This is a genomic window from Rhodococcus sp. IEGM 1341, assembly GCF_030056895.1.
Classification (GTDB): domain Bacteria; phylum Actinomycetota; class Actinomycetes; order Mycobacteriales; family Mycobacteriaceae; genus Rhodococcoides.
In genome coordinates, this window is the sequence record NZ_JASHKV010000001.1 from 1,239,338 (window position 1) to 1,260,271 (window position 20,934).

Here is a 20,934-nt window from a genome sequence, read left to right on the forward strand (position 1 = left end):
TCTCACTGATGACCACACTCCCCTGCCCGGTACCGCGTGGGAACACCTCGAGGCGGGAACCCTGCCAACGACTCGACCGAACTACCCGATCGGGTAGGAGTACTCGCTCACCCTCGGCAGAGGAGAACTCACAAGCTTTGGTGCACTATCGATCTCGCCGCTGCGCCAGAGAGAATCCGAGAACCGAGATCAGCGCGAGCGTGATGACGAACCCTCCGTACACTTGCACCGTCGTGCTCAGGCCGAGGCGATGCACGGCCAGCCCGGCGACCACGGCGGGCAGGCTGAACGCGAGGTAGCTGATGACGAACGTCGTGGCGAACACCCCACCTCGCTCCGCTGCGGGGACCAGCGCGCCGAGCGTGCGCATAGAACCGAGGAACGTTGCTCCCCAGCCCGATCCGGCGATGACAGCCCCGACGAAGTACAGCACGATCGACTCGATCTGCACCGACACCAGGGAGAGCGCGACGCCTGCCGCCAACACCGTCGCCCCGATCATCATCACGGTGCGGGGAAACCCGTTGCGTACCACTGCAGCTGCCACCGCGCCCGAGGCGAACATCGCGAAGATCTCCAACCCGCCCACTATGTGGTTGTCCACGTCGAACACCGTGCCGATGATCGACGGCCCGAGCGAGAGATGAAACCCGCCGAGCGACCAGGTCGCGAACAGAGCGGGAGCGATGAGCAGGAACGGTGCCCGCACCGACGTGGGGATCGACATCCTCGGCAGCAGGGTCGAGGCGAGGTGACGGCGGGAATCGAAGCCACGCAGTGCCGAGGTCTCGGGGACGAACAGCAATGCCACTGCGAGAGTCAGTGCCGCGCCGATCAGCAATGCGAACACCAAGATGTCGGGCGCAGGTGCCAATTGGACCAGCAATCCGGCCCCGAGCGCGCCGCTTGCCAGGCCGAGGGAGGGCGCGACGCTGTTGAGCAACGGTCCGGTGGACGCGTCGGGCTGCAGGTCGATGACGGCTGCGCTCAGCGCACCGGTGGCCGCACCCGCGGCAATTCCCTGCACGACGCGAGCCGCGAGGAGTACCGGGACGCTGTCGGCGACGATGAACAGCATCAAGCTGACCGCAAGGAGAACCAGTGAGGCGATCAGAATGGGTTTGCGCCCGATGTGGTCCGACAGACTACCGACGGTGAGCAACGTGGACAGCAATGCGACCGCATAGACGGCAAAGATGACCGTGAGGGTGAGAGCGCTGAATCCCCAGGCCTGTTGGTACACCGGGTACAGCGGCGACGGTGCCGACGCCGAGGCCATCAGGACCAGGAAGGCGACGCCGACGACCCAGAACGCGTACCGATGCGGCATGCGCACCGCCGTCCGTTCCACTGGAGTCCGAGTGCCCACGCCGACCATGTATTTCCCTTCACCGCAGTAACCGTTAGCTCAGTGAAAGACAACGCTCGGGAGCGCCCGGCATTCCCCGACGGTCAGTGTTGCTCGGCTCGTGCGTCGCCCCGCAGCAGTTTTCCTTCGCGGTACCGCTGCGCGCTCGCAGGCAAGTCGCCCTCGATTCCGCTCAACCACACCGAGACGCAGCCGGTGCCCGAACCGCTCGAACCGACTTCGTCGACGCGTCGCACCGTCTGGTTGGCCACCGCCTCGGCGCTGTCGAACATCGTGACGTCGCGCGGCAGCTGCGAGACGATCCGGTCCAACACCAGTGGGTAGTGCGTGCAACCCAGCACGATCGATTCGACGTCCGCGGGTGTCGCGGCCACGGCCGCGGTGATAGCGGCACCGATCCCCCGCTCGTCACCACGGTCGATCGAATCCGCCAGACCGTGGCACGCCACACTCGTCACCGTTCGGTGCGAGGCGAACTGCTCGATCAAACGCCCCTGATAGGCGCTCGCGGTCGTGGCCGCCGTCGCCCAGATCGCTATCCGATCACTCACCGCTGCAGCGGGTTTGATCGCCGGAACGGTACCCACCACCGGAATCGTGTCACCGAGCGCGGCCCGAACGTGACTCAGCGCCGTCACACTGGCGGTGTTGCACGGAAGCACGACCACCTCGGCACCGAGTTCGACGGCATGCTGGGCGGTGGCGACCACTCGATCGACGACCCACCCATCGGGTTTGGGTCCCCACGGAGCGTTGTCGGGGTCCATCATCAGCACCAGATCGAGCTCGGGGCGCGCTTGTCGCAACCGCGCAGCCGTCGGGAGCATCCCGAGGCCCGAGTCGATCAGTGCGACGATCATGCCAGCGCTTGCTCGACGTCACCGACCAGATCGGCACCGTCCTCGATCCCGACCGACAGACGCACCAGATCGTCGGGCACCTCGAGCAACGAACCGGCCGTCGAGGCGTGGGTCATCGCACCGGGATGCTCGATCAACGATTCGACGCCGCCCAGAGACTCGGCGAGCGTGAAGATCTCGGTCTTCGCGCAGAAGTCCAGCGCAGCCTGCTTGCCACCGGCCAGACGAACGGAGACCATCCCGCCGAACCGTCGCATCTGCTTCGCGGCGACAGCATGAGACGGGTGAGATTCGAGTCCGGGGTAGATGACCTGCGAGATGGCCGGATGCCCGTCGAGGAATTCGACGATCTTCTCGGCATTGTCGCTGTGTCGCTCCATCCGCAGCGCAAGAGTCTTGATGCCGCGCAAGGTCAGGAACGCGTCGAACGGTCCGGGAACGCCACCCGCGCCGTTCTGCAGGAACGCGAAGGCCGTGTCCAGTTCCTCGCTGTCGGTCACCAGAGCGCCGCCGACGACATCGGAGTGTCCGCCGATGTACTTGGTCGTCGAGTGCAGCACCACGTCGGCACCGAGGCTCAGAGGCTGCTGGAGATACGGCGACGCGAAGGTGTTGTCGACGACGAGCTTGGCCCCACCCTCGTGCGCAACGCCCGACAATGCCTCGATGTCTCCGACGTTGAGCAGTGGGTTGGTGGGCGTCTCGACCCAGACGAGCTTGGTGTTCGGACGCATCGCCGAGCGCACCTCGTCCACGTCCGACACTGCGGCCACCGAGTACTCGATGCCCCACTGGGTGAAGACCTTGTCGATCAACCGGTACGTGCCGCCGTAGGCGTCGTTGGGGATGACGAGGTGATCACCGGGACGCAGCGCCGAGCGCAACAGGCAGTCCGTGGCCGCCATGCCGGAGGAGAACGCGCGACCGTAGGTGCCGGACTCGATGGCCGCGAGATTGGCCTCGAGCGGCCGACGCGTCGGATTGCCGGTGCGCGCGTACTCGAATCCACTGCGCATGCCGCCGACGCCGTCCTGAGCGAAGGTGGAGCTGGCGTAGATCGGCACGTTCACCGCGCCGGTCAGCGGATCCGGCTCGTATCCGGCATGCACTGCCTTCGTGGAAAAGCCCTGCCAGGAGGTGTTGTCTGCCTTGCTGCGCTGCTCACTCATGGCCTCCACCCTAATCGGCCTGCGTCGCCGCGCGGGGGCGTGGGTAACCTGCGAAGACAACCCCCAGCGGAAAGAGGCACCGTGGCCAACTCCCAGAGCGTCGACGAACTGTTCGCGATCGATTCACTCCTCGACGACGAGGAACGTCAGATCCGGGACACAGTCCGCAAGTTCGGTAACGAGCGCATTCGTCCGCACATCGCCGATTGGTTCGACGAGGGCACGGTGCCGGCGCGCGAGCTGGCCAAGGAGCTGGGCTCGCTGGGCCTGTTGGGCATGCACCTCGAGGGCTACGGCTGCGCCGGAACGTCCGCGACGGCGTACGGCCTGGCCTGCCTCGAGCTCGAAGCGATCGACTCCGGCATCCGATCGCTCGTCTCGGTGCAGGGCTCGCTCGCGATGTTCGCCATCTGGAAGTACGGCTCCGAGGAGCAGAAGCAGCAGTGGCTCCCGGGCATGGCCGAGGGATCGCTGATCGGCTGCTTCGGGCTCACCGAGGCCGATTACGGATCGAACCCCGGCGGCATGCTCACCCGCGCCAAGCGCGACGGTGACGACTGGATCCTCAACGGCAGCAAGATGTGGATCACCAACGGACCCGTCGCCGACGTCGCCGTCGTGTGGGCTCAGACCGACGACAAGATCCGCGGATTCGTCGTTCCCACCGATACACCGGGATTCACCGCCAACACCGTGAAGAAGAAGCTGTCACTGCGTGCCTCGATCACCGGCGAATTGGTGTTCGACGACGTCCGACTGCCTGCCGACGCGATGCTGCCCGAGGCCAGCGGTCTGCGCGGACCTCTGAGTTGCCTCAACGAGGCACGCTTCGGCATCGTCTTCGGCGCGATGGGCGCGGCGCGGGACTGCATCGAATCGGCGATCGAGTACTCGCAGACCCGCGCGGTGTTCGACAAGCCACTCGCCGGATATCAGCTCACTCAGGCCAAGCTCGCGAACATGGCCCTCGAGCTCGGCAAGGGTCAGCTGCTCGCACTGCATCTTGGCCGGCTCAAGGACAAGGGCGAACTGCCGGGCGAGCGAGTGTCACTGGGCAAGCTCAACAACGTGCGCGAGGCCATCAAGATCGCTCGTGAATGTCGAACGATATTGGGGGCCAACGGAATCACGCTGGAATACCCGGTACTCCGTCATGCCAACAACCTCGAATCCGTCCTCACCTACGAGGGCACATCCGAGGTCCATCAACTCGTGATCGGCCAGGCACTGACCGGCACCAGCGCAGTGCGCTGACGCGCAGTGGTGCGGTTGAGTGCCCCCTGGGGCGCTCAACCGCACCACTGCCGCTAGGCACCCTTGCTGAGGAATCCGAGCAAATCGTGGCGAGTGATGACGCCGACGGGCTTGCCTTCTTCGACGACCATCAGCGCATCGGACTCGCCGAGTGCCTTGGTGGCGTCGGAGACGGTTTCGCCGGCACCGATCAGGGGGAACGGCTCGCTCATGTGCTTGGCAACGGGGTCTGCCAACGCGGCGCGACCTTCGAAGACTGCGCTGAGCAGATCGCGTTCGGTGACGCTGCCGGCAACCTCGCCTGCCATGACGGGAGGCTCGGCACCGACGACCGGCATCTGCGAGACGCCGTACTCGCGCAGGATCTCGATGGCGTCGCGCACGGTTTCCGACGGGTGGGTGTGCACCAGATCCGGCAATGCGCCGGACTTTCCGCGCAACACCTCGCCGACGGACGTCTCGTGAGTCTTGCCGTCCAGACGCGAACGCAGGAAGCCGTACGAGGACATCCACGAGTCGTTGAAGATCTTGGCCAGGTAGCCGCGGCCGCCGTCGGGCAGCAGTACGACGACGAGGGCGTCGGGACCTTCGCGCTCGGCGACCTGGATCGCGGCGACGGCAGCCATGCCGCACGAACCGCCGACCAACAGGCCCTCCTCGCGAGCGAGACGCCGAGTCATGTCGAACGAGTCGTTGTCGGAGACGGCGATGATCTCGTCCGGGATGGACGGGTCGTAGGCGGTCGGCCAGAAATCCTCGCCGACACCTTCGACGAGGTACGGACGCCCGGTTCCGCCGGAGTAGACCGAGCCCTCGGGGTCGACGCCGATGACCTTGACCTTGCCGCCGGAGACCTCCTTGAGGTACTTGCCGGTGCCGGAGATGGTTCCGCCGGTGCCGACGCCTGCGACGAAGTGCGTGATCTTGCCGTCGGTGTCGGCCCAGATCTCCGGACCGGTGGTCTCGTAGTGGCTGGCCGGGCCGGCCGGGTTGGAGTACTGGTTGGGCTTCCAGGCTCCGTCGATCTCGCGGACGAGTCGATCGGAGACGCTGTAGTAGCTGTTGGGGTCGTCGGGTGCGACAGCCGTGGGGCAGACGACGACCTCGGCTCCGTAGGCGCGCAGCACGTTGCGCTTGTCCTCGCCGACCTTGTCGGGGCACACGAACACGCACTTGTAGCCACGCTGCTGAGCGACCAGGGCGAGACCGACGCCGGTGTTGCCGGACGTGGGCTCGACGATGGTGCCGCCGGGCTTCAGTTCCCCTGCTGCCTCGGCCGCGTCGATCATCTTCACCGCGATGCGATCCTTGGACGAACCACCCGGGTTGAGGTACTCGATCTTGGCCGCGACAGTGCCTGCACCGTCGCCGACGACGGTGGACAACTTCACCAACGGGGTGTTGCCGATGAGTTCGGTGATGTGCTGTGCGATGCGCATTGCTCCATCTTCCCAGATGCACCTATTTCACTCTCGGTCACGGCCGTCGATACCCCGCATACGATGGTCACAACGGCACGAGGAGAGGGATCGATCTGTGACGGCGAGCGGATGGCGTACCGCTGCTAAAGCGAGCGCCGCGACAGTACTTGCAGGCTCCGGAGCAGGGACTGCATCCTGGGCCGCGTACCGACATCTGATGGCGCAGGCCGCGGCGGCCCGCGGCGTCATCGGGCGCACCACCGCCAAGCCACCGGAGGCGGACGGCGTCTACACCGCGGGATGCGCGGCCCCGGAACGGTGGCGGATGGGAAATTCAGCAGATATTCATCTGATGATCTTCGGCGACTCCACCGCTGCCGGCGTGGGCTGCACCGTAGCCGACGAAGTTCCCGGCGTACTGATCGCCCGCGGACTGGCCGAGGAAACCGGGCAACGAATTCGATTGAGCACCAAAGCGATTGCCGGTGCCACCTCGAAGGGGCTCGAAGGCCAGGTCGACGCGATGTTCGTCGCGGGCCCGCCCCCGGACGCGGCGGTCATCTTCGTGGGCGCGAACGACGTCACCAAGAAGTTCTCCATCCCGGCGTCGGCGGCTCGGCTGGGCGACGCCGTCGAACGATTGACGGCCAAGGGCTGCGTCGTGGCAGTGGGCACGTGCCCCGATCTCGGTGTCGTGACGGCTATCCCGCAGCCGCTGCGCACCGTCGTCCGCAATTGGGGTCGACGTCTCGCCAATGCCCAGACGGCCAGGACTCTCAGCGCCGGTGGCCATCCGGTGGCTCTGGCAGATCTGCTCTCCCCCGAGTTCCTGGCAGCGCCCGACACGATGTTCTCGGCCGACCGTTTTCACCCGTCGGCCGCGGGGTACGAGCTCGCCGCTCAGCAGATTCTGCCGGTACTCGCGTCGGCGTTGGGGGTGTGGCACGGCGGCCCGTTGCCCGAGCTGCCGACCGTGTCCGCTGTCGCCGAATCACGCAAGGCCATCCCCCGCGCGACGGCCGCGTTCGATCGCTTCCTGCGCCGGAGAAGCGCCGAGCTCGATGCCGAGATCGTCACTGCGTCGGAGGATCTCGTACGTCGTGCCGGTGACGAATCGGCGGGGTTGTAAGTTCGGACGGGAGACATCGCCTACCCGGCGGTAGCACTGTAGTCACGCAGTATCGATTCGAAGGAGATCTCATGCCAGAGGCAGTCATCGTCGCCACCGCGCGCTCACCGATCGGCAGGGCGATGAAGGGTTCGCTCAAGGACATTCGTCCCGACGACCTCACCGCCCAGATGGTCGCCGCCGCGCTGGCCAAGGTGCCCTCGCTCGACCCGAAGGACATCGACGATCTCCTCCTGGGCTGCGGTCTGCCCGGCGGCATGCAGGGCAACAACCTCGCTCGTATCGTCGCAGTGCAGCTCGGCTACGACTCGCTGCCCGGAACGACGATCACGCGCTACTGCTCGTCCTCGCTGCAGACCACCCGCATGGCGCTGCACGCGATCAAGGCAGGCGAGGGTGACGTGTTCATCTCCGCTGGTGTCGAGAGCGTGTCCAGCTTCGTCCACGGCAGCTCCGACTCGCTGCCCGAGAGCCACAACCCGATCTTCGCCGACGCCGAGGCCCGCACCAAGAAGGCGCAGGAAGAGGGCGCGGACAGCTGGACCGATCCCCGCGAGAACGGCGAGCTGCCCGATGCGTACATCGCGATGGGCCAGACGGCCGAGAACGTCGCGCTGCTCACCGGCATCACCCGCGAGGATCAGGACCACTGGGGCGTCCGCAGCCAGAACCGCGCCGAAGAGGCCATCAACGCAGGCTTCTTCGAGCGGGAGATCACCCCGGTGACCTTGCCCGACGGCACCGTCGTCAACACCGACGACGGCCCTCGCGCCGGCACCACCTACGAGAAGATCAGCCAGCTCAAGCCGGTCTTCCGCCCGAACGGCACCATCACCGCCGGTAACGCGTGCCCGCTCAACGACGGCGCAGCAGCGCTCGTCATCATGAGCGACACCAAGGCCAAGGAACTGGGCCTGACCCCGCTGGCCCGCATCGTCTCGACCGGCGTGACCGGCACGTCCCCCGAGATCATGGGCCTCGGACCCATCGAGGCGACCCGTAAGGCGCTGAAGATCGCGGGCATGTCCATCTCCGACATCGACCTGTTCGAGATCAACGAGGCCTTCGCAGTCCAGGTCCTCGGATCGGCGCGCGACCTCGGCATCGAAGAGGACAAGCTCAATGTCTCCGGTGGTGCCATCGCGATCGGCCACCCGTTCGGCATGACCGGTGCGCGCATCACCACCACGCTGCTGAACAACCTGACCACGCACGACAAGACGTTCGGCGTCGAGACCATGTGCGTCGGCGGCGGCATGGGTATGGCGATGGTGCTCGAGCGCCTCAGCTGATCCGAGACACACAACGAAAAAGCCCCGCCCTCCTTCGATGGAGTGGCGGGGCTTTTCGCGTGAGCACTAGTCGTTCTGGAAGTAGCTCAGCAGACGCAGGATCTCGACGTACAGCCAGACCAGCGTGATGGTCAGACCGAGGGCGACGCCCCAGGCTGCCTTCTCGGGAGCCTGTGCGCGGATCAGCTGATCGGCCTGGTCGAAGTCGAGCAGGAAGCTGAACGCCGCGATGCCGATGCAGACGAGGCTGAAGATGATGGCCAGCGGTCCGCCGGAGCGAAGTCCGAAGCCGTCCTCCATGAAGAAGCTGGCGACGAGGTTGCCGAGCATCAGCACGACGACACCGATGAGGGCACCGACGACCATGCGGGTCAAGCGCGGGGTGACGCGGATGGCACCGGTCTTGTAGACGATCAGCATGCCGAAGAACACGCCGAACGTACCGAGGACTGCCTGGCCGATGAGGGCGGATCCACCGACCCCACCGAACTCGACGCCGGTGAACATGAGCGACAGCGCACCGAGGAACACGCCTTCGGCTGCGGCGTACGCGAGCACGATCGCCTTGTTGTCCATCTTGCGGCCGAAGGTCGCGAACATGACCAGACCGAAGCCGATCAAGCCACCGCCGATGACGAACGGGATGGCCAAGTCGGTGTTGTTTGAGACGAGCAGGTACGAGATGATCGCCGTCACGCTCAGCACACCGAGGGTGATGCCGGTCTTGGTGACCACGTCGTCGATCGTCATGGCCCGCTGAGCAGGCTGCGTCGTGTACGGATCGGCCTGCGTTCCGGGATGCTGGCCGAAGGTTGCGGCCTGCGAGGCTCCAGCCGTCGCAGATCCGAATGTGGCGTATCCGCCGCCCTGCTGCTTGGGCAGGTTGCGGAACACCGGGTTGCTGGAGGTGCGCACCGTGTCTCTTCCCTTCGTAAGTTCTGATCCCCACCGGGGATCTCCCCGTCGGTCATCAGTAGAACGTCTGACATCCGGACAAAAGTTCCCGAGCGGAGAACTTCTACGACGGACAAAACGGACTCTACCGGGTACCGGGCACACACGCGGAGACGACCGCGTGTGTGACACCGAATCGAAACGGGCAGTATGAGGAAATGGCAATCGAAGACGGACCCGACCAGACCTTGGACCCCAGTGAAAGCGTCGACTCCGACGAGGTGCGCAACGACGACGGCGACACCGTGGTCGATCCCCCCGACCATTGGAGCGAGGCCAACAGCTTCGGCACCACCGCTCGCGAGGCTGCCGAGGGCGAGAGCCTGGATCTCAAGCTCAGCGAGGAAGAACCCGACATCGCCGTCGAGGAGGAGCTCGACCGCCCGATCACCGAGACTCCCGACGACGAACTGACCGAGGAACTCGTCGACCACGTCGTCGAGGAATCCGACGAGGATCCCGACATCGATTACGCGGAAGGCCAGCGTCAGGCCGAGATCGTCGAGGGCACCCTCGTCGAGGACCTCGGGCGCAACCGGGGACAGATCGACGGAACTCCCGAAGACGGCGGCCCGGTCACCTGACAGTCATCGTTGCTCGCTCGGGCGTACCGAGCGAGCGACGGTGAACTTGCCGTTGCGGCCCATGAGATCGGTGGGACCCACCGCGTCGGCCAATTCACGCCGGTAGTTCAAGTGCGTGTTGTAGACCGTCCACATCTGTCCGCCCGGTCGCAGCACCCGACCGGCGGCTGCGAACAGTTTGCTCGCCGCGCCCGTGTGTACCGCAGCACCCTCGTGGAACGGTGGATTGCAGACCACCAGATCGACCGATTCGGATTCGAAGGTCGACATCGCGTCGTCGGCGACCACCGAAATCTTCGTCCCGTTCGCCGCCGCAGTGGCCGCTGCCGATGCGATCGCTGCCGCCGAGCGATCTGTCGCGATCACCTCGAGATCAGGCCTGGCCCGAGCCAGCTCGGTGGCGAGAATTCCTGTGCCACAACCCAAATCGACGGCGTTGCGAGCTCGCGGCAGCATCTTCGGTATGTACTCGAGCAGAAAACGAGTTCCGATATCGAGGCCGGCCCCCGCGAACACCGCACCGTGCGCCACCACCGTCATGTCGACATCGGCAATCCGCTTGCTCACCGGATACGTCATGCCCGACGCCACCGCCCCGGTTGCGGTGAGCACTCGGGCTTTCTGCCGGCCGCGGCCGGCCGTGACGGTCTCGAACGACTTTCTCAGGACGTCGTTCATCGCGGGGGTCATGTGTTTGTCTCGCCCGCCCGCGAGGACGACGACGTCCGCCGACGCGTGTGCCGCGATGTGCTCGGCGATCTCGGTGAGTTCGGCCAGACTTCGTGGCAACTGCATCAGTACTGTGCCCACGCCGGTCAGCAGTTCGGCACCCAGGTCGTGCTGGGTGTAGGAGTCCGACAACGAGACCCGCGCGGCGTTCAGCTCGAGTGCCCGCGCGCCGGTGACGGCGTCCTGATGAACGCGAACCGCGGTGAAACCGAGAGAAACGGCTCCGAGGGTCATGGCTCCGTACCTGTCGCCGATCACCGCGATCGGCATCGTCCTGTCGATTCCGGGGAGTTCGTCGACGGTATCGAGGACGAGGCGGTCCGCGGCGTCGACGGCATGGAGGTTGGGTGCCTCGGCGTCGGGCTCACGGCGGAGGGCGTCGAACAGGGATTCATCGGGCACCCGAGCAGTATCCCACCCTGCGCACCCACGACAGCCCGCGCGGCGAGTGGCTATTGCGGCGAATCAGGGGCATGCTCGGGGAATGGAACACAAAGACAAGAACGAGGCACTCTTCAGCCATCCTGACGATGCATCGACCGATGCACACGCCGAAGCTTCGAAGCCTGCCGTCTACACCGCCCTGTTCAGCGGCGCGAACGAATGACGTTCGGAACGTAACGAGCAACTCTCACGACAGGTAGCGCAGGTACTCGAGCGCCTTGGTCGCATGCACGTGACCGCGCTCGCTCCGCACCGTCATCCGCACCACTCGGTGCCGATCGATCACGAATGTCGTCCGCTTCACGGACAGTAACTGCCTCACATATCCGCGACGGCCCGCGTTCGAGTGGCCGCGTTCGAACTCTCGAAGCCGACGCCGCCGCGTGAACCACCCGCCTCGACGCACTCCGAACTGTTCGGCGACCGCCCCGTCGGGATCGGAGAGGAGCGGAAAGTCGAACGACCTCTGCAGCGCGAAATGATGGTTGCGATCTCGGGTGTCGGTACTGATGCCCACACGTTGTGCGCCGAATCTGTCGAATTCCGTGCCCAAATCCCTGAAGTGACACGCTTCGGCTGTGCAGATGGGGCTGTTGGCCGCCGGATAGAAGAACAGGACGACCGGACCCGACGCCGTCAGGTCGGAAAGCGCACGCAGTTCACCGGAATGGTCCGGCAACTCGAAGTCCGGGGCGGTCTTTCCGATGCGCATGGGGCGAGGTTACCGCTCAGTCCTGTACGAGCGAAGCAGTCAGACGTCGTCGGAGATCCCGATCGATGCCCAGGTAGTTCAGGTACCCGTCGAACGAGCCGTGCGACCTCGCCATGACCTCCAGGCCGTGCTCCAGATAGGACGCGCGAACTCCCAGTATCGCCTCGGTGGGCAGAACGTCGTGGAGTCCGGTCCAGGTCCGGCGGACGTGGGCGAGCAATGGCTCCACCGCGTCGTTGCTTCTCAGATAGTCCGCAACGATGTCGTCCTCGTCGACGCCGGCCGCCCGCAACACCGTCGCGACCGTCCACCCTGCCCGGTCCTTGCCCGCTGCGCAGTGCACCAGGACGCCGCCGCGACGCCCCACGATCTCGTCCACCACCCGCTTGATCGCATGCGACGCACCGTCGAGAGTCGAGAACGACGCGTACGCGCGCATCATGTAGTCCACTTGACTCTGCTCGTCGTGAATCGGCGCCGCCTCGTGTGGGGCTCGCTCGCCCTTCAGATTCTCGTACGGCACGGAGATCGACTCGACGCCGGCGGGAACCCTGTCGACACCGCTTCGCTCGGCCTCCGCATCACCGCGAAAATCGAACACGGTACGGATGCCGAGATCCGCGACAACGCGCTGCCCGACCTCGGTCAACCCGCTCAATTCGGATGCGCGATAGAACAATCCGGGCCGAACCGTCGCCCCGTCCGTGGTACGCACACCGCCGAGATCACGGAAGTTCCAGGCCCCGTCGAGGGCGAATTGATCGTGTACCGGGGCGTCGGGCATGCTTCGACCCTATCGAAGGTGAAGCTACGAGTGCGGTACCAGCCACCGCCGTAGCCGGGCGGTGACGAACGGCATCACCACGTAGACCATCAGCGGCGTGCACATCATCACCACCAGTGCGGTGCGCAGAGCCACGTTCAGGTCCGTCAGGTGCGGAGTGAGAACGATGTTGACGAGCAGACTGACAGCGTAGAAGGCCACGCCGATCGAGATCGCCTGCTTCCACCGCGGCGGCGGTCCACCGATCACCCGAACGGCGTCGGTGAGGTTGGACTGCGGCTCGAACCATCCCTCCACACCGGAGAGTCGATGGGTCGCAACGTCGTCGGCGATGGGACGGCCGGTGGCGAGCCAGGTGCGCCTGGCATCCGAGCGCAGCCAGGCGTCGAGGTCGTCGTGGGTCTCGAATCGGTACACCACGTGATAGTCGCTGGAATCACCGGAACTGCGCAGCCAGCCGCCACCGAGAAATCCGGGAAAGGTTCGGACCAGATCCATCCCGTGATCGGTCCACTCCACGAAGTCTGTTTCGTATCCCTGTCGAACGCGTCGTGCGACCGAGGTCGTGACGTGATCGAGCGTGTCGGTCGTGGTCATGACTACCCCTTCTGCGCGTGTTCGTCGCGGATCGATGTGTTCTACACAGAGTGCGGCCAGATGGACCGACTTTCAAATCGAGAGCCGAATCGAAGATCGATGGCTCATGGCCACGAAAGATGTGACAATTCGTCTACACAGACCCTTTCCGAGCGACCTGGAGTGGACGGATGGCACAGCACCGACCCGAGTACCGTCTCGACGACGTGGACCGACGCATCGTCACCGAGCTCAGCCGCGACGGCCGAATGTCCATGCGCGCCCTGGCCGAGGCCACCCACATCTCGCGGGCGCACGCCTACGTGCGCGTCGACCGCCTCGTCGACGAAGGTGTCATCGAGGGATTCACCGCACGCATCGCCTACGAGAAGGCGGGGTTCGGCGCGTCGGCCTATGTGGCACTGTCCATTCGGCAGGATTCCTGGCGAGCCGTCGCCGACGACCTGAGCACCTTTCCGTTCGTCGAACACGTCAGCCTCATGGGCGGCGACTTCGACGCACTCGTTCTGGTGCGAGCTCCGGACACCTCGGCGCTACGCCATCTGGTACTCGACAAGCTGCAGGGACTCGACGGGATACTGTCGACGCGAACCTGGCTGATCTTCGACGAGGCGATCGGACCGGGCGCGCAGTGGACCGCAGAGACAACGAACGGAAGCAATCCATGACCACGCCCGAGCGAGATCCGAACTCCACCGACGTCATCGTGATCGGCGGCGGAATCGCGGGTGTCTCGCTCGGATACGAACTCGCGAGCGACCGACGCGTCGCGCTGCTCGAGCGCGAGAAGACCCTGGCCTTCCACACCACCGGCCGCTCGGCCGCACTGTTCCTGGAGACCTACGGCAACAGCACCATTCGCGCTCTGACGACGGCGAGTCGAGAATTCCTGACGAACCCGCCGGAACACTTCCGATCCGAACTGCTCGCCCCGCGTCCGCTGCTGCAGTTCGCGGCCAGCGGCCGAGGTGACGCGCTGGAGGCAATGTACGCGGACGTCAGCCGACTGACCCCGGACGCCCAACTGGTATCCCCGGCCGACGCGCAGACGCTCTTTCCGCCGCTACGTTCCGAACTGATCGATTGTGCACTGTACGAACCACATTCGATGGAGGTCGACGTACACGCGCTGCATCAGGGGTTCGTGCGGGGGCTGCGCGATCGAGGTGGTCGAGTCCACACCGGGGCAGGTGTGACGCGACTGCGACGCATCGACGGACTGTGGCACGTGCACACCACGGACGGGTCGGTCCACACCGCGCCGCTCGTCGTCGACGCAGCAGGCGCGTGGGCGGATGTTCTCGGGGCGATGGCGGGAGCCGATCCCGTCGGACTCGTGCCGATGCGTCGGTCGGTGTTCATGGTCGCCGCACCCGATGATCTCGACACCGCGAACCTTGCGACGTTGAGCGACATGGACGAGAAGTTCTACATCAAACCCGAAGGCGCACAACTCTTGTGTTCGCCTGCGGATGAGACGCCCACCGAACCGAGTGATGCGCGCCCGGACGAGCTGGAGATCGCGCGGGCGTTCGACGACATCGCCGAGGCGACCACGCTGACAGGAAGGCATCTGCGCTCGTCCTGGGCGGGTCTGCGCAGTTTCGTTCCCGATCGCACCCCGGTCGTGGGCTTCGATCGAAAAGTCGAAGGTTTCTTCTGGTGCGCCGGTCAGGGCGGATACGGAATCCAGACGTGTGCGGCGCTGGCCAGAGTGGGCGCGTCTCTGATACGGCGGCAACCACTTCCGGTCGATGTGACCGAGCGTGGACTACGGCCGGGCGACGTGGCTCCACAGCGCTTCGGGTGAGAGGCGCTTCGCGCCACGTGCACGAAAACTCGACCCCTGCTACGAAGTTTCACTCACGTGCGGCGCAGCCGCTCTACCGACGACGCGTCGTAGATCACGCACCGTGGTTCGGTAGATGTCCAGTAGATCGGCGTCCTGTCCACCGTCGACCCGCTCGGCCCAGTCGTCGAAGGCGATGCGCATGACCATGCCGGCACCCTCCACCAGAAGTCGTGCATAGGAACGTGATTCGTGGCCACCGAGCCGTTCGGCCACCGCATCGGTGACGCGGCACAATGTCATCGCGTCGTGGGCGAAGGCCGCGGATCGCAGGTGCGCGTCGGCCCCGATCAGCCGTCGGGTGCGAAGGAGACGATCACGCACCTCGTCCGGTGCGGAGGAAAATCGTTCGACGGATCGCTCGTACAGTGCTTCGATTCCGGTGATGGTGATGTTCTCCGGTGCCGTGGACGCCAGCCAGGCGTGCAGATCGACGTCCAGCTCGGGGTCGTTTCCGAGGACGGATTCTTCCTTCGACGCGAAACTACGGAAGAACGTGCTGGGCGATACCCCTGCCCGACGCGCGATCTCGTCGACCGTCGTCGCGGCGCACCCCTGCTTCTCGAACAGGTCGAGCGCTGCGCAGGAGATCTCGAGCTGGGTGTCTCGGCGACGTCGTTCTCGCAGATCCAACACTCGTTCGGTCATCCTCGTCACTCCTTCGGGTTCTCACCGTCAACTTACCAGTAATATTCAAGTTGACAGTCACTGTCATGGTGACTCAAGCTATCTAGGCGGTCCGTTGTCCGCACCTTGTACCGATACTCGAAAGCGTCCGATGAACTCACCTCAGACCGACCACACATCCGAGTCCGCGCCGGACGACGAACTCGCGCCGGGCAGCAAACTTCTGATCGGCATTCTCGTCATCGCCGCGTTCGTCATGATCCTCAACGAGACGATCATGAGCGTGGCACTCCCGACCCTGATGGTCGACCTCGACATCACGGCGACGACGGCGCAGTGGCTCACCACCGGATTCCTGCTGACGATGGCCGTGGTCATCCCCATCACCGGATTCCTGTTCCAGCGCTTCACGTTGCGCCAGGTATTCGTCGCTGCGATGAGTCTGTTCACCGTCGGCACACTGCTCGCAGCCTCTGCCCCGGGCTTCGAGCTGCTCCTGCTCGGACGCGTCACGCAGGCCAGCGGCACGGCGATAATGTTGCCGCTGTTGATGACCACTGTGCTCACGGTGGTTCCCGCGCACAAGCGCGGCGCAATGATGGGCGTGATCTCCATCGTCATCGCCGTTGCCCCCGCCATCGGTCCGACGATCTCGGGCATCATCCTCGATTCGCTGAACTGGCGTTGGATGTTCTGGCTCGTGCTGCCGATCGCGCTCGTCGCGTTCGCCATCGGGACCACCCTGGTGAAAAACGTGACCCAGACCGGTCGGCCGTCGTTCGATCCCCTGTCGGTCGTGTTGTCCGCGTTGGCTTTCGGCGGTATCGTCTACGGCCTGAGCAGCCTGGGACATTCGGCCGAGGAGTCCGTGGTGCCGGTATGGCTGCCACTGGTGGTCGGAGCAATCGCCCTCCTGGTGTTCGTGCTGCGTCAGATCTCGCGTCAGGACCGCGGCGGCGCGCTGTTGGACATGCGTCCGTTCCGTACCCCGACCTTCAGCATCGGCCTCGGCATGATCGCGATCTCGATGATGGCCCTGTTCGGCGCTCTGATCCTGCTACCGATGTACCTGCAGAACGTTCGCGGTCTCGACACCCTGGACACCGGACTCATGCTGCTTCCCGGTGGACTGCTGATGGGCCTGCTCGCGCCGTTCGTCGGACGTATCTTCGACCGAATCGGACCGCGCCCGTTGGTCATTCCAGGTGCGATGGTGGTGAGTGCCGCGCTGTGGTCGATGACCGTGCTCGACGCGCAGACCGCGCTGCCCTTGGTGATCGGCATCCACATGCTGCTCTCGGCGGGGCTCGCGCTGATCATGACGCCGCTCATGACCTCATCGCTGGGATCGCTTCCGACCCAGCTGTACTCACACGGTAGCGCCATCTTCAACACGGTGCAGCAGTTGGCAGGCGCTGCCGGGACCGCACTGTTCGTCACCGTCATGTCGAATACCGCGGCAGCCCGAATCTCCGACGGCGCAACTCAGGTGGGAGGTTCGGAGGCAGGCATCCACACCGCCTTCCTCTACGGCGGTGCAGTATCGCTGGTTGCGGTGGTGGCGTCGTTCTTCATCCGCGCCCCGGCACATAGTGATCTCGACGAGGTCGCTCCCGTACAGCCGGTGCACTGACTCAACCGGATCGAACCATCGTCACAGCCGCCGACACGATCTCGTCTTCCGACAGGAGGACGAGATCTGCTGCTCCGCCGAGTGGCACGAACGAATTCTTGCTCGCCACTCGGCGGACCGTGCCCGCGTAGCCACCCTCCATCAAGGCCGTCACGACGCCTTCTCCCACTCCCCCGTCGTGCCGGGTCTCGTCGGCGACCAACACTCGATCGAAGCCTTCGAGCCGGCGCAGAAGGTCGTCGATCGGCAGCGGAACGATCCACCGCAGGTCGACGATCGTCACGCCGATTCCGTGCTCACGCAACCTCGGCACCGCACGCCTGCTCATCACCACCCCGTTTCCGAACGTGACGATGGCAAGATCGCCTCCGTCCGAATGCTTTGCGACGGTACCGAATTGGGCCGGGCCTTCGTCGGTGCAGCGGAGCGCCCCGTCACCGTCGAGCAGGTCGGTGCGGTGATACAACGCGATCGGCTCGAGAAAGACACATACCCGTCCCTCCTCCACGGCCAGTGCCACACAGGTTCGCAGCAGGGCTGCGGCCTCGGCCGCGGAACTCGGAACGGCCACCACGATGCCGGGGATATCGCGCAGAACCGCAACCGCGTTGTCGTTGTGAAAGTGCCCACCGAAACCACGCTGATACGCCAGGCCTGCGATGCGCACGACCATGCCGTTGGTGAACTGCGAATCGGAGAAGAACTTGAGCGACGCGGCCTCGCCGCGCAACTGATCCTCCGCATTGTGCAGGTACGCCAGATACTGAATTTCGGGTATCGGAACGAACCCGGCGAGCGCAGCACCGAGGGCGGTGCCGAGCACCGTCTGCTCGTCGAGCAGAGTATCGAAAACCCGTGCTGCACCGAACTTCTTGCGTAGACCCTTCGTGACACCGTAGACGCCGCCCTTGACGGCCACGTCCTCCCCGAACACGAGGACGTCCGGTCGCGCTGCCATGATGTCGGTGAGGGTCCTGTTGATCATGGCGGCGAGCGTCAGATGCGGCCCACCCTGTGCGGGCCGCAGGCTCTGCTCGGTGGCGGCCACGGCAGCGGGTCGCCGTTCGGTCAACGGAGCCATCACCTCGTCCGCGGTGGCCAGGCGCGACGACCCCCCGGTCCGCAGTGACTCGACCATTGCCTCGGCCTCTGCCATGACGGTCTCGCGCACCGCCTCGTAGCGCACTTCGACGTCGGCTGCCGAGAGCACCCCGGCCCCGATCAGCGTACGTGCAGTGGCGAGCAACGGATCTCGTGCATAGTCGCCGACGATATCTGTGTTGGTGCGATAGGCCAGCTCGGCGTCGGAACCGGCGTGGCCCATCAGCCGGACCGTCTCGAGATGGAGGACCACCGGACGCCGCCGAGTCCGCACGGTAGCAACGGCAGCGTCGACGGTATGCATCAATGCATCAGGATCGTGTCCGTCGGCCCGCACGTACTCGATCGAGGGAAATCTGCCGAGCGACTGCGCTATCCACCCTCGCGGCGATCGGGTACTGATGCCGATCCCGTTGTCCTCGCAGACGAACAATATCGGCATCGGAACGGATTGGTGCGCGCAGTAGGCCGCCGAGTTGAGCGCCCCCACCGTCGTCGAATGGTTGGCCGAGGCGTCGCCGAAGCTGCACACGACGATGGCGTCCTCGGGCCACGGGGTGCGATGCCGCAGAGCCTTCGCCCGGCCGAGCGCGAACGCCAGACCGACTGCGCGCGGTACCTGCGAGCCGATGGTCGATGTCTGCGGGACGATGCCCAGTTCCGGATGCCCGAACACCTTGTGCCGCCCGCCCGAGATGGGGTCGCTGGTGGAGGCGACCAACCCGGCGAGCACGTCGTGGATCGGATTGGATCCCGAATACTGTTGTGCTCGTGCGGCATAGAAGCCGCCGGACCGGTAGTGCAGGAGCGCCGGGTCGGTGACCGTCGTCGCGGCACCGACGGCTGCGTTGGCCTCGTGCCCGGACGAGCCGATGGTGTAGTAGCCGAAGCCAGCTGATTGCAACCAGCGCGCGGCGAAGTCGAGATGCCGGCTCGCGAGTTGCGCGTCGAAGTACCGGAGCAGTCGGTCCGGATCGGCAACGGCCGAATCTCCGTTCCGAGCCGACCGAACCTGCTTCAGGAAGTACTCGTCGATCGCCTCGGCCACACTCGCACCTTTGTCTCCATCGAGCTGTCTGCGTCGAGCCGAGCTGAGGAATCAGCTCAGGGCGATCATATCCATCGGAGTGCTCAGCAACCGGCCGACGAGGGCCAGGAACTGCGAACCTTGCTGGCCGTCGACGAGGCGGTGATCGAACGAGAGTGACAGTGTAGTCACGGACCGCAATGCGATCTCGCCCTCGTGCTCCCACGGAATGCGGCGGATCGAACCGAAGCACAGGATGGCAGCCTCGCCGGGATTGAGAATGGGAGTGCCCGCGTCCACTCCGAACACTCCGACGTTGGTGATCGTGATCGTGCCGTCCGCCAGGTCGGCCGGACTGCTCTTGCCCTCCTTGGCCGTTCGCGTCAGCTCTGCCAGTGCGCGGGCGATGTCCACCAGGGACAGTTCGTGTGCATCCTTGATGTTGGGCACCATCAATCCGCGCGGGGTTGCTGCGGCGATGCCGAGGTTGACGTAGTGCTTGGTGACGATCTCCTGAGCAGTCTCGTCCCAGGAGGAGTTGAGCGAGGGATTCGATTTCAGCGCAACGAGAACCGCTTTGGCGACCAGCGCCAGCGGGGTCAGCCGCACGTCGGCGAAGTGGGCGGAGGACCGTAGCGAGTCCAGCAAAGTCAGGGTGTCGGTGACGTCCACCGTGACGAACTCGGTGACGTGCGGAGCGGTGAATGCACTGCGCACCATTGCATCCGCAGTATGTTTGCGCACCCCCTTGATCGGGGTCCGCTCTTCGCGGCCGACCCGCAGTGGGGTCTGCTCCCCTGCAGTGTCGGCTCCGTGCAGATATGACTCGACATCGTCTCGGGTGACGTCGCCGCGAGCTCCGGTCGGGGGTACCTCGGATAGGTCGACGGCGTTGTCCTTGGCGATCTTTCGCACCGGCGGTGCAGCCAGCGGTCTGCCGTTCTGCCCGGTCGATGCCGCAGAGACCGGAGTGGTCCCCCGGCCGCCGCGTCGACTCGATCCTTCCTTCGCCACGCCGTAACCGACGAGAACCGGAACGCGTTCCTCGCTGTCCTCGACAGGACTCGCGTCGTCCACATCGGTGCCGGTGACGACGACGTCGGGGTCCTCGGTGTCTCCATCGACTCGGATGTCGATGATCGGAACCCCGACCTCGACGGTGTCACCCTCCGACACATGCAGGGCAGCAACGACGCCCGCGAACGGTGACGGAAGTTCGACGGCGGCCTTGGCCGTTTCGACCTCGGCGATGTTCTGGTTCAACTCGATCGTGTCGCCGACCGCGACCAGCCAAGTCAGCAGATCGGCTTCGGTGAGTCCTTCCCCGAGGTCGGGCAACGGAAAGCTCTTGATGGTGGGCATCGTCGAATCCTGTTCGGTACGTATCGGCGGCGGTCGG

General features: G+C 65.2%; 19 protein-coding genes. 7 read left to right on the forward strand and 12 right to left on the reverse strand.

Annotation, left to right across the window (positions count from 1 at the left end; translation table 11 throughout):
* Positions 1-145 precede the first annotated feature (145 nt).
* The 3 genes from QM615_RS05465 to QM615_RS05475 all read right to left on the reverse strand — a co-directional run bounded on the left by QM615_RS05465 (position 146) and on the right by QM615_RS05475 (position 3,398).
* Positions 146-1,330, reverse strand: coding sequence for an MFS transporter (locus QM615_RS05465; protein ID WP_149405305.1), 1,185 nt, complete (start codon positions 1,328-1,330; stop codon positions 146-148).
* Between the two features lie 122 nt (positions 1,331-1,452).
* Entirely contained in the window at positions 1,453-2,229 is a 777-nt protein-coding gene (locus QM615_RS05470; protein WP_149405304.1) for a glutamate racemase, read from the reverse strand.
* The gene (locus QM615_RS05475) at positions 2,226-3,398 is read right to left on the reverse strand and encodes a cystathionine gamma-synthase (RefSeq protein ID WP_149405303.1); all 1,173 of its coding nucleotides are present in this window, start codon (positions 3,396-3,398) and stop codon (positions 2,226-2,228) included. Before QM615_RS05475 ends, QM615_RS05470 begins: the two co-directional genes overlap by 4 nt.
* Before the next feature lie 81 nt (positions 3,399-3,479).
* Here QM615_RS05475 and QM615_RS05480 point away from each other — a divergent pair, with 81 nt between their 5' ends.
* Complete coding sequence (locus tag QM615_RS05480; RefSeq protein ID WP_149405302.1) at positions 3,480-4,652, forward strand: acyl-CoA dehydrogenase family protein; 1,173 nt, start codon at positions 3,480-3,482, stop codon at positions 4,650-4,652.
* Between the two features lie 53 nt (positions 4,653-4,705).
* On the opposite strand, the gene QM615_RS05485 is transcribed toward QM615_RS05480, so the two are convergent.
* Positions 4,706-6,091, reverse strand: coding sequence for a cystathionine beta-synthase (locus QM615_RS05485; protein WP_121870491.1), 1,386 nt, complete (start codon positions 6,089-6,091; stop codon positions 4,706-4,708).
* A 97-nt stretch (positions 6,092-6,188) separates the two neighbouring features.
* Between QM615_RS05485 and QM615_RS05490 the strand changes: the two genes are divergently transcribed.
* A complete protein-coding gene (locus tag QM615_RS05490; RefSeq protein WP_149405301.1) occupies positions 6,189-7,202 on the forward strand; it encodes an SGNH/GDSL hydrolase family protein in 1,014 nt (337 codons plus the stop codon).
* A 71-nt stretch (positions 7,203-7,273) separates the two neighbouring features.
* Entirely contained in the window at positions 7,274-8,494 is a 1,221-nt protein-coding gene (locus QM615_RS05495; protein ID WP_068051627.1) for an acetyl-CoA C-acetyltransferase, read from the forward strand.
* 66 nt (positions 8,495-8,560) lie between these two features.
* On the opposite strand, the gene QM615_RS05500 is transcribed toward QM615_RS05495, so the two are convergent.
* Entirely contained in the window at positions 8,561-9,409 is an 849-nt protein-coding gene (locus tag QM615_RS05500; protein ID WP_032404782.1) for a Bax inhibitor-1/YccA family protein, read from the reverse strand.
* 197 nt (positions 9,410-9,606) lie between these two features.
* On the opposite strand from QM615_RS05500, the gene QM615_RS05505 reads away from it, so the two are divergent.
* Positions 9,607-10,032, forward strand: coding sequence for a hypothetical protein (locus tag QM615_RS05505; RefSeq protein ID WP_068051629.1), 426 nt, complete (start codon positions 9,607-9,609; stop codon positions 10,030-10,032).
* A 3-nt stretch (positions 10,033-10,035) separates the two neighbouring features.
* On the opposite strand, the gene QM615_RS05510 is transcribed toward QM615_RS05505, so the two are convergent.
* The 4 genes from QM615_RS05510 to QM615_RS05525 all read right to left on the reverse strand — a co-directional run bounded on the left by QM615_RS05510 (position 10,036) and on the right by QM615_RS05525 (position 13,298).
* Entirely contained in the window at positions 10,036-11,163 is a 1,128-nt protein-coding gene (locus QM615_RS05510) for a class I SAM-dependent methyltransferase (protein WP_149405300.1), read from the reverse strand.
* Between the two features lie 229 nt (positions 11,164-11,392).
* On the reverse strand, positions 11,393-11,917 hold the full coding sequence (locus QM615_RS05515; protein WP_149405299.1) for a peroxiredoxin: 525 nt from the start codon (positions 11,915-11,917) through the stop codon (positions 11,393-11,395).
* 16 nt (positions 11,918-11,933) lie between these two features.
* Positions 11,934-12,701: a tyrosine-protein phosphatase gene (locus QM615_RS05520; protein WP_149405298.1), complete on the reverse strand. Its 768-nt coding sequence runs from the start codon at positions 12,699-12,701 to the stop codon at positions 11,934-11,936.
* A 24-nt stretch (positions 12,702-12,725) separates the two neighbouring features.
* Positions 12,726-13,298, reverse strand: coding sequence for an antibiotic biosynthesis monooxygenase (locus QM615_RS05525; RefSeq protein WP_149405297.1), 573 nt, complete (start codon positions 13,296-13,298; stop codon positions 12,726-12,728).
* A 170-nt stretch (positions 13,299-13,468) separates the two neighbouring features.
* On the opposite strand from QM615_RS05525, the gene QM615_RS05530 reads away from it, so the two are divergent.
* Positions 13,469-13,966, forward strand: a complete 498-nt coding sequence (locus tag QM615_RS05530) for an Lrp/AsnC family transcriptional regulator (protein ID WP_094686552.1) — start codon at positions 13,469-13,471, stop codon at positions 13,964-13,966.
* Positions 13,963-15,108 (forward strand): NAD(P)/FAD-dependent oxidoreductase, encoded by a 1,146-nt coding sequence (locus QM615_RS05535; RefSeq protein ID WP_149405296.1) that lies wholly within the window; start codon positions 13,963-13,965, stop codon positions 15,106-15,108. The genes QM615_RS05530 and QM615_RS05535 overlap by 4 nt, the downstream gene beginning before the upstream one ends.
* Positions 15,109-15,147: 39 nt before the next feature.
* On the opposite strand, the gene QM615_RS05540 is transcribed toward QM615_RS05535, so the two are convergent.
* Positions 15,148-15,795, reverse strand: coding sequence for a TetR/AcrR family transcriptional regulator (locus tag QM615_RS05540; protein WP_262498277.1), 648 nt, complete (start codon positions 15,793-15,795; stop codon positions 15,148-15,150).
* A gap of 130 nt (positions 15,796-15,925) precedes the next feature.
* On the opposite strand from QM615_RS05540, the gene QM615_RS05545 reads away from it, so the two are divergent.
* The gene (locus QM615_RS05545; protein WP_149405295.1) at positions 15,926-17,407 is read left to right on the forward strand and encodes an MDR family MFS transporter; all 1,482 of its coding nucleotides are present in this window, start codon (positions 15,926-15,928) and stop codon (positions 17,405-17,407) included.
* Position 17,408: 1 nt separating this feature from the next.
* On the opposite strand, the gene QM615_RS05550 is transcribed toward QM615_RS05545, so the two are convergent.
* Together QM615_RS05550 and QM615_RS05555 are read right to left on the reverse strand one after the other, a co-directional pair.
* Positions 17,409-19,556 carry a thiamine pyrophosphate-dependent enzyme gene (locus tag QM615_RS05550; protein ID WP_149405294.1) on the reverse strand — a complete coding sequence of 716 codons (2,148 nt, stop codon included), beginning with the start codon at positions 19,554-19,556 and terminating at the stop codon, positions 17,409-17,411.
* Positions 19,557-19,607: 51 nt separating this feature from the next.
* Positions 19,608-20,897 (reverse strand): dihydrolipoamide acetyltransferase family protein, encoded by a 1,290-nt coding sequence (locus QM615_RS05555; protein ID WP_149405293.1) that lies wholly within the window; start codon positions 20,895-20,897, stop codon positions 19,608-19,610.
* Positions 20,898-20,934: the final 37 nt, after the last annotated feature.

What these genes read in the sequence shown, in the direction of transcription:
- QM615_RS05535 (WP_149405296.1), top strand. Translation starts at nt 13,963, where the DNA reads ATGACCACGCCCGAGCGAGATCCGAACTCCACCGACGTCATCGTGATC.
- QM615_RS05495 (WP_068051627.1), top strand. Translation starts at nt 7,274, where the DNA reads ATGCCAGAGGCAGTCATCGTCGCCACCGCGCGCTCACCGATCGGCAGG.
- QM615_RS05525 (WP_149405297.1), bottom strand. Translation starts at nt 13,298, where the DNA reads ATGACCACGACCGACACGCTCGATCACGTCACGACCTCGGTCGCACGA.
- QM615_RS05505 (WP_068051629.1), top strand. Translation starts at nt 9,607, where the DNA reads ATGGCAATCGAAGACGGACCCGACCAGACCTTGGACCCCAGTGAAAGC.
- QM615_RS05465 (WP_149405305.1), bottom strand. Translation starts at nt 1,330, where the DNA reads ATGCCGCATCGGTACGCGTTCTGGGTCGTCGGCGTCGCCTTCCTGGTC.
- QM615_RS05545 (WP_149405295.1), top strand. Translation starts at nt 15,926, where the DNA reads ATGAACTCACCTCAGACCGACCACACATCCGAGTCCGCGCCGGACGAC.
- QM615_RS05540 (WP_262498277.1), bottom strand. Translation starts at nt 15,795, where the DNA reads ATGACCGAACGAGTGTTGGATCTGCGAGAACGACGTCGCCGAGACACC.
- QM615_RS05520 (WP_149405298.1), bottom strand. Translation starts at nt 12,701, where the DNA reads ATGCCCGACGCCCCGGTACACGATCAATTCGCCCTCGACGGGGCCTGG.
- QM615_RS05485 (WP_121870491.1), bottom strand. Translation starts at nt 6,091, where the DNA reads ATGCGCATCGCACAGCACATCACCGAACTCATCGGCAACACCCCGTTG.
- QM615_RS05515 (WP_149405299.1), bottom strand. Translation starts at nt 11,917, where the DNA reads ATGCGCATCGGAAAGACCGCCCCGGACTTCGAGTTGCCGGACCATTCC.
- QM615_RS05555 (WP_149405293.1), bottom strand. Translation starts at nt 20,897, where the DNA reads ATGCCCACCATCAAGAGCTTTCCGTTGCCCGACCTCGGGGAAGGACTC.
- QM615_RS05470 (WP_149405304.1), bottom strand. Translation starts at nt 2,229, where the DNA reads ATGATCGTCGCACTGATCGACTCGGGCCTCGGGATGCTCCCGACGGCT.
- QM615_RS05475 (WP_149405303.1), bottom strand. Translation starts at nt 3,398, where the DNA reads ATGAGTGAGCAGCGCAGCAAGGCAGACAACACCTCCTGGCAGGGCTTT.
- QM615_RS05530 (WP_094686552.1), top strand. Translation starts at nt 13,469, where the DNA reads ATGGCACAGCACCGACCCGAGTACCGTCTCGACGACGTGGACCGACGC.